The 13,181-nt window shown below is 34.3% G+C and carries 3 protein-coding genes; all 3 read left to right on the forward strand.

Annotated features, from left to right (window positions below; translation table 11 throughout):
- Positions 1-278 precede the first annotated feature (278 nt).
- A complete protein-coding gene (locus RBR53_04195; GenBank protein ID MDY0131850.1) occupies positions 279-11,453 on the forward strand; it encodes a beta-ketoacyl synthase N-terminal-like domain-containing protein in 11,175 nt (3,724 codons plus the stop codon).
- Positions 11,454-11,477: 24 nt separating this feature from the next.
- Positions 11,478-11,915, forward strand: coding sequence for an OadG family protein (locus tag RBR53_04200; protein ID MDY0131851.1), 438 nt, complete (start codon positions 11,478-11,480; stop codon positions 11,913-11,915).
- A 115-nt stretch (positions 11,916-12,030) separates the two neighbouring features.
- A complete protein-coding gene (locus RBR53_04205; GenBank protein MDY0131852.1) occupies positions 12,031-13,158 on the forward strand; it encodes a sodium ion-translocating decarboxylase subunit beta in 1,128 nt (375 codons plus the stop codon).
- The last annotated feature ends 23 nt before the right edge of the window (positions 13,159-13,181 follow it).

Raw genomic sequence — 13,181 nt, forward strand, 5'->3', positions numbered from 1 at the left:
ACCCTAGTTAAATATGAAACCTCTGGAATTCCTTTCTTTAATCAAAAATCTTGATTTTAAGTTTAAACAGGTATCTGAGCCTTTTATGCATAATGTGTACATGGCAGGTACATAAAAAGTTAGGAGTTTAATAAATAGTTTTTTAGTTCTGATTGCTTTAAATTAAAATATTTTCTTTAAAAACAACATCTTATTTGTTTTTTCTGGGCTATGGCATACTTGTTGTATAGTCAGAGCTTGAAACTTGAAAAATAAACAAAACATCAGGAGATAATTTAATGATTAAGAAAATATTCAATTCCAGCTTGCCGGTTCTGGCATATAACCCCTTTGGCTCACCAGAGATTAAGTATTTTAAAGCATTGTTTGAAAGCGGTTGCCTTCCTGTTTTTGATACTGAATTTATTGAAAATGAAATTACACTGGATCTTATAGACCAGCTTGAAAATTCAGAAATTCTTTACGGGATCAGGATTTTTGCAGAAAATTCTGAGCTTTTTAAACTGATAGAAACAAAGAAGCTGAGAAATCTTGAAGCTGTAATCGTTTCCTATTTAGATAAAGCAGAGCTTAAAAATTTTTCCTTTCCCTCTTCTCAGACAGTAAAGCTGATTGAAACAACTGATATTCAAATCAGTGAAGAATTAAAATCTACAGGAGCAGAAGCACTTGTGCTCAAAGGTGCAGAAGCAGGTGGAAAAATATCTGAATATACATCTTTTGTTCTTATGCAATGGTACCTTGAAAATACGGATTACCCTGTGATAATTCACGGTGGTGCAGGGCTTTATACAACAGCAGGGCTTTTTTCCGGAGGTGCTTCAGGGATTGTTCTGGACAGTCAGCTTTACTTGACTGACGAAGCTCCAGTTTCAAAAAATTTTAAAAACCTTTTAGAAAATCTTGAGGAATTTGATTCTGATATAATCGAAGATGGTAGCGGCAAAAGATTCAGGTTTTTTTCAAAGCTTGCAACAAAAATTGTAAAAGACCTTAAAATCAGTGATCAAATTGAAGGCAGCAGCACAGTTCTTTATGAAAAAATAAAAAAATCAGTGACTTTTCTTTCAGAAACTATAGAAAATCCTGTTCAGAGCCTTTTTTATCTTGGTCAAGACGGCACATTTGCCAGAAAGTTTGTAAAAAAATCAAGAAAATTAAAGGACGTGGTTAATTATTTATTTGAAAAGACCTCAGAACTTTTAAACTCCATTGAAGATAATAATCCAATAAGAGAAAATTCAAAATTTTGTAAAATTTCTAATTGCAGATATCCGATAATCCAAGGGCCCATGGCAAATATATCGGATAATATCGAGTTTGCATCTGAAGTTTATGAAAATGGAGGATTGCCTTTTTTTGCACTTGGAAGTCTGCCTGTTGAAAAGGCAGAAGAAATAATTGTCCAAGGAAATCAAGAAGTTCCTGTATTCGGGGCAGGACTTATTGGGATAGAGTCTTTAAATAGAAATGTTTCCTCCCATATGGAGATGATAAAAAAACAGAAAGTGAAATTTGCACTTTTTGCAGCCGGAAGCCCTTTTCAGATAAATGAGCTTGAGGCAAATGGGATAAAAACCTGGCTTCATACACCTTCTCTTGGGATGCTTGACAATGCTGTTTCAAGCGGATGCAAAGGGTTTATTTTTGAAGGTACCGAGGCCGGAGGTCATATTGGAAAACTTACAAGCCTTGTTCTCTGGGAGCTTGGAGTTGGTTTTTTAATGGAAAAAGACGGGTTGGATATTTCCAATATAATGGTGACTTTTGCAGGGGGGATAGGAACAAAAACAGCTTCATTAATTATTTCTGGAATATCTTCAGTCCTTGCTGAAAAAGGGGCTACCATAGCAATCCAGCTTGGAACACCTTATCTTTTTTCAAAGGAAATAGTAAGAACAAAAGCACTTAAACAGCAATATCAGGAAATAATATCAGAGCATTATAAAACCGTACTCATGGGAAATACAGTAGGACTTCCTGCAAGAGCGGTTAAAACACCTTTTTTAGAAAAAATAATAGAAAATGAGTATTCCAGAATTGAAGAAAAGCTTTCTTTAAAGGAAAGAAAAAAAGGATTTGAAGTTGATAATATGGGCTCCCTTCTTGTTGCTGCAAAGGGAGTTAAGCTTGTATTTGATCATGAGGAAAACAAGGTTTGTTTTGAACAATATTGTGATGAAGAATGTTATGAAAAGGGAAACTATTGCGTTGGTTCAAGCGTTGCTTTTCATTCAAAAGCCAAAGATATCAAATCCATCCATGGGATTTACATGGGATGTGAAAAAGATTTGTTTGAAAATCTTGACCGGCTTGAGGTTTTATTTTCTGAAAAGAGAATGCTTAACGATGAAATTGCAGTAATTGGAATGGGGTGTGTTTATCCTGATGCTGATAATATTGAGGAATTTTGGGAAAATATTGTTTCCAGAAAATATTCAATCAGGGAAATTCCAGATTCCAGAGTTGATAAAAGTCTTTACTTTGCTGAAGACAGAAAAGCTCCTGATAAAGCTTATACAAAAATTGCAGGAACAGCTGAAAATTTTAAATTTTATCCAGAAAAGTTTGGTTTTGACAAAAAAACAGGAAATTCCATTTCAAGAAGTCAGCAAATGCTTCTTGAAGCATGTAGTCAGGCAATTGAAAATTCCCAAATAAAAATGGAAACCAGTGAAAATTTAAAGTCTGCTGCAGTAATTATCGGCTCATGTCTTGGAAATGAGCTAAGTTATGATCTCAATCTTAAATATTATTTTCCTGAATTAGAATATCACCTTGATCAAATAGATGAATTTAAAAATCTTTCTAAAGAAGAAAAAGAAAAAATTCTTGTTAATCTTAAAACATCTCTTTCAAAAGGACATAGTTTTGAAACACCTGACAGTATGACTTTGAATATTGAAGCTTCAAGACTTGCCGCCTGGCTTGGGTCTCAAGGTCCTAATTATGTTGTGGATGCAGCCTGTGCAACTTCTTTTGCAGCAATTGACTGCGGAATAAAAGAACTTTTATCAAATAGCACAGATCTTGTTATTGCAGGAGGGGTCAGTTCAAATCTTGCACCCGAATCATTTATCGGCTTTTGTAAAATGGGAGCTCTTTCAGCTGAAGGCTCATTTCCTTTTGATAAAAGGGCAGGAGGTTTTGTTTTAGGAGAAGGTGCAGGAGTTATAATTTTAAAAAGAATGAAAGATGCCATAAGGGACAAGGACAGGGTTTTAGCAGTCCTAAAGTCTGTTGGAGCATCATCTGATGGAAAAGGAAAGGCAGTTGCAGCACCAAATGAAAAAGGACAGATTCTTGCAATTGAAAGATGTTTTGAAAAAAACAAATCTTTTACACCTGAAGATATAGATTTTATTGAAGCCCACGGAACTTCCACAATAATAGGGGATGAAGCTGAAATAAAAACTATTTCAAGTGTTTATGGCAAATCAGGAAAAACAGGAATAAGTTCAGTTAAGTCACAGATAGGTCATCTTTTAGGCGGAGCAGGGGCTGCGGGTTTGATAAAAGCTGTTCTTGCAATAAACAATAAAGTTCTTCCTCCTCTTGCTGATTTTAGAGGGCTTTCCGATAAATGTTCCCTGGACGGTACAGATCTTTACATTATAAGCGAACCTGAAGAGTGGATACCAAAGGACGGCAGGCCAAGAAGAGCTGGTGTAAGTTCATATGGGTTTGGAGGGATAAATTACCATGGGGTTCTTGAGGAATACAGTGAAAGCTATAAATCTTTGGATAGAAACTTTTTTACTGGTTCAGCCATAAATCCTGACAGCAAGAGAATTGTTATTTCAGGGCTTGGAATAATTGCTCCGGGTGCTGATAATCAGGAGCAGTTTTTTGAAAAATTATTGTCTGGTAAAAAGGATTTTAAAAATATTCCTGAAACTATTTTTCATAATGATTATTATTCAAAGGCAGATAAGGAATTCTCCCTTCCTCTTGTAAAGGCTGGAATTGTTGAGGATTATAAATTTGACAGTATTAAATATAAAATTCCTCCAAACACTCTTAAGTCAATAGACAGATCCCAGCTTTTTGCTCTTGATGCTGCAAGCCAGGCAGTGGAAGAAGCCTGTGGAGACAAAAAAGATCTTTTGTTTGCCCCGGGAAACAAAACAGGGGTGATTTTAGGAGCCATAAGCGGATCAAAACATGTTGAAAATATTATCCGTTCAAGAACAGTTCTTATTGAAAAAATAATTGGTGAGACAAAAGATATTGATGGAAAAGTCAGGGAAAAAATAAAAACTGAGTTAGGAGCTGCTTTAAGAGACAGATTTCATGAAAACTGCGAAGATTCAACTCCCGGGCTTCTTTCAAATATAATAAGCGGCAGAGTTGCAAATTACTTTGGATGCTGCGGGGCCAATTTTATTGTTGATGCTGCCTGTGCATCATCTGCAATAGCAATGGATATTGCTATGAAGTCAATACTTTCAGGCGATAATGATGCAGTTCTTACCGGAGGTGTTGATACAAATTTTTATCCCGGAATCATGATGGTATTCAAGAGGCTTGGGCTTTTATCTTCTGAAGATACTAAAGTTTTTGATAAAAGATCAAAAGGAGTAAACTTGAGTGAAGCAGGAGTTGTCATGGTAATGACTACCTATGAAAAGGCCATGGAAAAAGGTCTTCCCGTTCTTGCCGAAATATCATCCATGAAAATTGCTTCAAAACCTTCAAATAATTTTTATTCTCCTTCCCAGGAACTCATAAAAAAAACAGCAGACAAATGCTATGCCGACTCAAGTGTTTTTAAAAAGAATATTTCTTATATGGATGTGTTCGGCTTTTCAAGCCTTATGATGGATCAGATTGAAAAGCAGGGGGTTGAAAGCATTTTTGAACACGATCTTTTCTTTGGCAATACCAAACCCGAGCTTGGATATTTTAAAGGAGCAAATCCCGCAGTTGTTTTTGCAAGGCTTATTTTGCAGGCAAAAAACAGGATGATCCTTCCAAACAGAAATTATGACAAAGAAAATTCCATAATTAAAAAAGATTCGTATCTAAAACCATCAGTTGATTCTGTTGTTCTAGATGAAAATCTGCAGTTTCACACAGCAGCAAATATTTTTGGATTTGGTGCAAACCACGGGCATGCAATAATAAGTTCCCTTCCTTCAAGGCTTTTAAAGTCTGTAAAAAGAACAGAAAAAAGAAAAGAGGCTATAACAATAAATCAGCCTGAAATTTTGAAAAAATCAGTAAAGAAAAGCCAAAAAGCAGAAGAACCAATAAGAATAAACCAGCCTGAAGTCTTGGAAAATACGGCAGTGCTTTTATGTGGGCAGGGTTCCCAATATCCGGGAATGATGAAGTCTTTATATGAAAAAGAAAAAATAATCAAAGACCAAATGGATTTTGGTGAAGAAATTTTTAAAAAGGAAAGGGGTTATTCTCTTATTGATATAATGTTTGGCAGAAAGCCAGGTCTTAATTCCACTGAAAATACCCAGCCTGCTGTTTTTATGGCAAGTTCTGCTATTTTTGAATACATGAAGTCAAAAAGATTTTATCCTGAGTATTTCATAGGGCACAGCATAGGCGAATATTCAGCTCTTTATGCTTCAGGAGCCCTTGGTTTTGAAGATTCAATGAAGCTTCTTTTAAAAAGATCCAGGCTTATGAAAGAAGCTGACGAAAAATATCCCGGAAAAATTGTAATTGTATTTAAAAATAGTGAAGAAACATCAGAAATAATAGAAGAATCAGGAATCCAAGGGATATATATTTCAAATATAAATAGCCTTAAACAAACAGGGGTTTCAGGTTTTAGTGAAAAAATTGAAGCTTTTTGTTCTTTTCTTTCCAAAAAAGGGGTGTTTTACAAAAAGCTGGATCTTACAGGAGCTTTTCATACGCCTGTTCTTTTAGAAGCTGCTGAAAAACTGGAAGAATATTTAAAGAATGTAAAATTTAACAAATCATCATTGCCGAAAATCATTTCAAACCTTACTGGAGAACCTTATCCTGAGGATGAAAAAGAAGCAAAATACCTTCTTGTAAATCAGATAATTTCACCTATTCAGTTTGTTAAATCAATAAAAACAGCAATGAAGCTTGGAGTAAGAAGTTTTATTGAAACAGGAACAGGAAAAATTCTTTCAGGTCTTTTAAAACATATGGAGCTTGATCTTTATAATTCTTATTTATCTGTGGAATCCGAGGTAAAAGAAAATGAAAGCCTTGAAAATATAAATTTATCTATTCAGGAACTTAAGAAAAATAAAATTTCTTTTCCCGGGGAAAAAACTGATGAGAAATTTGAATATGATAAAGATTTTAAAACTTTTATCTCAAAAAATAAGGCTGAATTAGATAAGGTATTGTTTGATCTATATGAAAAAGCAAAACATGATAAAAAACTTAAAAAGATTGAGAGCTTTAATTTTTATACAGATCCGATTGCCATAGCAGGAGTAGCCATAGGCCTTCCTGGAAAGTCAGGAAAAGTTTTTAATGATGACAATTTTTCAAAACTTATTTCAGGCCAAAATTTTATTGATCAACTTTCAGATGAAGAAAAATTAAGTTTTACAGATAAAAAAATATCAAGAATAACAAAATCTCCTACTGGAAGCGTTGAAATTAAAAAAATTAAAGATATCAGTGATGTGATCCATCTTGCAGGAAAGCTGGGATACTTTGATCTCAAGGATTATGGGGTTGATTATGATTATGATATCTCCATTTCTGTGGCTTTTGCAGCTGGAATTGAAGCCCTGAAGGATGCAAAAATTCCACTGGTTAAAATAAAAAATAAAAAATCAACCAGGCTTTCTCTCGTTGAAAAGTTTGAGCTTCCCCTTGAAATGCAGGCTTCAACTGGAGTTATAATGACTTCCCTTTTTCAGGGAATGGAAAAATTTGCAAGGGAGATGAAGTCCTATTATTATGATAAATTTTATTTAAAACCATATGAGGAAATGGAAAATATTTATTATCATCTTATGGAAAATCTTAAATCCAAAGAGTCTAAAGATATGGTTACAGACTGGTTTTTCAAATTAAGAAAAAAAAGGAAAAATTCATCTGAATACGAATTTGATAAAAACCTTTTATTTAATATAACTCCCCTTGGCTCAGCACATTTTGCTCAACATATCAAAGCAAAGGGACCAAATCTTAATTTAAACGGAGCTTGTGCTTCCACAACTCAGGCATGTTCAGTGGCAGAAGACTGGATAAGGAATGGAAGATGCGACAGAGTTATTATAATCGGAGGAGAATCAGCAACTTCTCCAGAGCTTAATCAATGGGTAGGCTCAGGCTTTCTTTCTCTTGGTGCAGCAAGTGTTAAAAATGTTGTAAAAGAGGCTGCAAAACCTTTTGACGAAGAAAGACATGGTACAATTTTAGGAAGCGGGGCTGTTTCTCTTATTGTTGAAAAATCTTCAACCATAGAAAAAAGAGGCCTTAAAGGACAGGCTGAAATACTGGGAACCAGGCTTGGGAACAGTGCATACCATACAACAGGGATAGATGTTGATCACCTTGCCGATGAAATGAGTCTTTTCATGGATATGGTAAGAAAAAGGCATGGTCTTGATATAAATGAAATTGCTCAAAAAACTATTTTTATGTCCCATGAAACTTACACTCCTGCAAAGGGAGGAAGTGCAGATGCAGAAATAAAAGCTTTGCGTCTGTGTTTTAAAGATAGTGCTTCAAAGATCAAGATAACCAATACAAAAGGATATACAGGCCATACTCTTGGAGCAGGGATAGAAGATGCGGTTCTTGTAAAATGTCTCCAGGCAGGAAAAGTTCCTCCAATAGCAAATTTAGAAAAAATCCCTTTTGAATTTTCTGATTTAAGGCTGAAGGATGAAAATGAGGGAAATTTTGAATATGGACTGCATTTTTCTGCAGGATTTGGTTCTCACTTTGCCTTTTTGTTTATTAAGAAAATTGATGAGGCAGCTATAAAAAGCAATCCTGTGTATGAAAAATGGCTTGAATCTATTTCAGGACTGAAAAATCCTCAACCTGAAATTATAAATTCAACCCTATGTATTGAATCTTTAAAAATTGAAGAAAAAGAACAATTAAAAGAAGAGAAAAAAGATACAAAGCTAAAAAGCGGCAATTTTTCTCTGGAAAGAAAAATAAAAAAAACAATTTCTGATCAAACAGGTTACAGCAAAGATATGCTTAATTCAGACTTTGATCTTGAAGCTGACCTTGGGATTGATACAGTAAAACAAGTGGAAATTTTTGGTAAAATTTCATCAGAGCTTGGAATAGAAGTTCCTGAAGATTTAAAACTAAGGGAGCTTAACACAATAAGCAAGCTTTCCTCCTACCTGAAGACTAATTCAGAAATTAAACTAAAAGCTGAAGAAGCCTCTTTTGAATCAGAAGAAGAAACAAAAGATTTTTCCAGTGATTATGAAGATAAAATTAAACAAATAATTTCAGTTCAGACCGGTTATAGCAAAGATATGCTTAATTCAGACTTTGATCTTGAAGCTGACCTTGGGATTGATACAGTAAAACAAGTGGAAATTTTTGGTAAAATTTCATCAGAGCTTGGAATAGAAGTTCCTGAAGATTTAAAACTAAGGGAGCTTAACACAATAAGCAAGCTTTCCTCCTACCTGAAGACTAATTCAGAGATTAAACTAAAAGCTGAAGAAGCCTCTTTTGAATCAGAAGAAGAGATAAAAGATTTTTCCAATGATTATGAAGATAAAATTAAACAAATCATTTCAGTTCAGACCGGCTATAGCAAAGATATGCTTGATTCAGACTTTGATCTTGAAGCTGACCTTGGGATTGATACAGTAAAACAAGTTGAAATCTTTGGTAAAATTTCATCAGAGCTTGGGATAGAAGTTCCTGAAGATTTAAAATTAAGGGAGCTTAACACAATAAGCAAACTTGCTTTATACCTGAGGGGAAATTTTGAAACAAAGATAAAATCAGAAATTGATTCAGTTTCTGAGGTTGAGGAAAAATCAGTTTCTTCTGTAAAAAGATATTCAGTTTCTGTTTCAGAATTTAAAACTGAAAAAGAAGAATCAAATATATTTGCCGGGAAAAATTTTCTTGTAACAACTGATGATTTCGGGTTTTCAGAAATTTTTATTGAGAAGCTAGAAAAGCTAGGCATTTTTACTCTTACTCTTGGAAGGGCAAAAACAAATGACTATTGCGTAAATTTTGCAAATCATGATGAGCTTGAGTCTTTGATGGATAAAATTTCCAAAGAGAAGGATATAAACGGATTTATTCACCTTTCTGTTTTAAATGGTTATTTTTCTGAGAAAGACCATGATGATTGTGAAGAAGATGTAAAATCGTTTTTCATAATTTCAAAAAAACTTTCCCAAAATATGAAAAATACAGATTTTCTTGTATCTTCAATTTCATTTAGTTCAGTTGTATTTCCCTATTCTTCAAATTGCAGAGGAAAAATTTATCCGGCTTTTTCAGGTATTTCAGGAATTGCAAAAACCATTGGAAAGGAATTTGAGCAGGCAATTGTAAAAATAGTTGATTTTAATATTGAAAAACCAGGCCAAAGTCTTAAGGAAATAGGAGATCAATATATTGAAAGACTTTTATCCAAAGACAGATTTGTTGAAACAGGAGTCAGCGACGGTTTATTGTACAAACTTATAATGAAAGAATCTGTTCCTGAAAAAGGGAGCTTTTTTATAAATAAAAATGACAAAGTTGTAGTTTCAGGAGGTGCAAGGGGAATAACCTTTGAAATCCTTAAACAGGTTGCCCATGAAATAAAGCCTGAAATTATAATCCTTGGAAGAAGTGATATTTACTCTCTTGAGGAAAGGTTTAAAAATACTGCCCTTGATGAATCTATGCTTATAGCCATCCTTAAAAAAGAAATGGAAAATAAAAAGCCTCTTGAAATAAAAAATATGGCTAAAAAAATTTTGGGCTTAAGAGAAAGCCTTGAAAACATAGAATATTTAAAGTCTTTGGGAATAAAGGTCAGCTACCATTCATCTGATGTTACAGATTATGAATCAGTGAGAAAAGTTGCCTTAGAATATGATAATATTCAGGGTATTATCCATGCTGCAGGCCTTGAGGAAAGCCAGATAATTGAAAAAAAGGAACTTTCATCATTTAACAGGGTTTTTGATACTAAAGTTAAAGGTGCAAAAAACCTTTTAAAAGCCTTTGATGATAAAAAATACCAATTCTTTATAGGATTTTCTTCAGTTACTGCAAGATTTGGAAATCAGGGGCAGGCAGATTATACAGGTGCAAATGATATGCTCGGAAGAATTTTAAATGAGCAGAAAATCAAAAATAAGGAAAAAATTTACAAGGTAATTGCCTGGACTGCGTGGAAAGGTGCAGGAATGGCAACAAACGAAACAGTATTAAAAGTACTCGAGTCAAGAGGGCTTACCTTTTTACCTCTGGATCAAGGTGTTGATTTTTTCATGGACGAATTAAAAGACAGGAAAACTTTTGAAGCAGTTTTCACAGGATTGGACAAAGAGTTCGATAAAGACTGTCTTATTAGCGGGGAAAAAAGTATTTCTCCTTTCCTTGATTCAATAGAAGAGGAAAGTGATGACAAAATAGTGTTTTCAAGAGTTCTTGATTTAAAAAGAGATCTTTTTTTAATGGATCATCAACTTGAGGGCATTCCTGTTTTCCTGGGAGCTACAGGAATAGAAGCAATGGCAGAAGCTGCTTATTATTCAGTAAAAAACAGTAGAAAAAGACTTTCTTCCATAACAGATTTTGAAATTCCCTATGGAATAAAAATTTTAAAGAAACGCCCTAAAAAAATTGAAATAGAAGCAGTTTCTTCTGGAGGGGAAAGTGATTTAATTGAGTGCAGAATTTCTTCTAGATTTGAAAGCAAGGTTGTCCGTGGAGATAAGAAGCTGCATTATAAAGGTCTTTTCCATTTTGCAGAGTCTGACTATCATGAAGAAATCATTGAACTTCCAGAGTTTTCGCCTGTTAAATCAAGTGAAAAAACAGAGGAACTTCTTTATCATCCAAAACGTCTTTTTATGGAGGGCTCATTTAAAACAATTAAAGAAATTGTTTCTTTTAAAGACAACACTCTTATTACAAGGGTTTCTCATAATGAACCCAGGGAATTTTTTAAGGGACAGTCTTTTCCAAAGTTTTATACAGACCCTGTTTTAATTGATTCAATGTTTCAGACAGGAGGAGTTTTTGAATTTTTATCTTCAAACAATCTGGTTCTTCCTTCTGCTGTGGAAAGATTTAGATTTATAGCTCCTGTTGAAAGGGAAAAAGAGTATTTGTGCATAACAACCAAGGTATCTTCAGACAAAGAAACAATAAGCTTTAATCTTATTCTAACAGACGAAAGCGGGAAACTTTATATGGAAGTTAAAAACTTTAAAATGGTAAAACTGGCTAAGGTAGAAAAAGATTATATGGTCGTCAGTAAAATTAAAATTTCAGCATAAAAGAACAACTGAAGGGAAATAAAGATGTTTAATTTGGAAATTATATCTGAACTGAATGGATGGAGTTTTGCAGGTACAGGAATTCTTATTGTGTTTGGATCTTTAGCAGGTCTTTCATTTGTTATATCACTTCTTCATAAAGTGATTGCCTTAAATTCCAGGTCATTTAAATTTATAAAGACTAAAAAAAGTCAGATTTCTAAATTTTTTGGTGAAGGGTTGAAAAAGAAGTTTAAAATTTCTTCAGGGCTTAAAGAATATGCCATAAAATTGAAAACAATAACAGTACTTACTGGTGAGCCTTTTCATCTATCAGATCTTATCAGGAATGCTGAAAAACGAGGGCTGAATTCACCTCCTCCCAACTTTATTGTAGAAGAGCTTTTAAAAGCAAATTTTATAATAAGTGATGATTCTAAAAAATTTCGCTGGAATCAAAGACTTTGTGAAGTTTTACTTTAAAACCTTTTAAAATAAAACAACAGCCGGGTTTTTAGCCCGGCGCACTAAACTTCCGGCTTTTATCAGTTCTGGTAAATCATAAGCTGGAAAAATCATCATAAAAAATGAGGAAATAATGGGAGAACTTTTTTTACAGTTTTTCAATAATACAGGTTTTGCTCTTGTTAGTCCGGGTCACTTGATAATGATTGGTGCAGGAATTTTATTTATCTGGCTTGGCGTAGTAAAACACTATGAACCTCTTCTTCTTGTTCCCATAGGGTTTGGAATCATCATGGGAAATATCCCTATTTTTAAAGGATTCGGATTGGGGATTTATGAAGAGGGGAGTGTGCTTAGCTATCTTTATATGGGTGTAACATCAGGAGTTTATCCTTCCCTTGTATTTATGGGAATTGGAGCTTTAACAGATTTTTCAACCATGCTTGCAAGACCGGTTCTCATGCTTTTAGGAGCTGCTGCCCAGACAGGAATATTTATAACTTTTGCAGTTGCATTAAGTTTAGGATTCGGGATAGAAGAAGCTGCATCCATAGGTATCATAGGCGGTGCAGACGGGCCTACTGCTATTTTTTTAACAGCAAAACTTGCTCCAAGGCTTATAGGGCCCATTGCAATTGCAGCCTATTCTTATATGGCGCTTGTTCCTGTAATTCAACCTCCCATAATGAAACTTCTTACAACAAAGAAAGAAAGGCTTATAAAAATGGAAGAGCCAAGAGAAGTTTCAAAAAGGGAAAAATTGATTTTTCCTGTTGCAGGTTTTATTCTTTGCTGTTTTACAGCCCCAGCCTCCCTTCCCCTTCTTGGAATGCTTTTTTTCGGTAATCTTCTTAGGGAGGCTGTTGTTACTGAAAGACTTGCCAATGCTGCAAGAACAACAATTATTGATACAGTTACCATTCTTTTAGGGATTACAGTTGGTGCAAGTACCCAGGCAGATGTTTTTCTTACATCTGAATCCATAGGTATTTTTATACTTGGAGCCTGCTCATTTGCCTTTGCTACAGCCTGTGGAGTAATTTTTGCTAAAATTATGAATCTTTTTCTTAAAAGCAAGATAAATCCCCTTATAGGAGCTGCCGGTGTTTCAGCAGTTCCCGATTCTGCAAGGGTTGTTCAGGTTATGGGTCAAAAAGAAGATCCTTCAAATTTTCTCCTTATGCATGCAATGGCTCCGAATATTGCAGGAGTCATAGGTTCTGCAATAGCGGCAGGGGTTTTGTGGAGTTTTGTAAGATAAGTTCTTAAAGAATAAAAAATTAA

It is taken from the genome of Desulforegulaceae bacterium (genome assembly GCA_034006035.1).
GTDB lineage: Bacteria > Desulfobacterota > Desulfobacteria > Desulfobacterales > JACKCP01 > JACKCP01.

Bases quoted from the DNA above. Each gene is read 5' to 3' on its own strand.
- RBR53_04195 (MDY0131850.1), top strand. From the start codon at position 279: ATGATTAAGAAAATATTCAATTCCAGCTTGCCGGTTCTGGCATATAAC.
- RBR53_04200 (MDY0131851.1), top strand. From the start codon at position 11,478: ATGTTTAATTTGGAAATTATATCTGAACTGAATGGATGGAGTTTTGCA.
- RBR53_04205 (MDY0131852.1), top strand. From the start codon at position 12,031: ATGGGAGAACTTTTTTTACAGTTTTTCAATAATACAGGTTTTGCTCTT.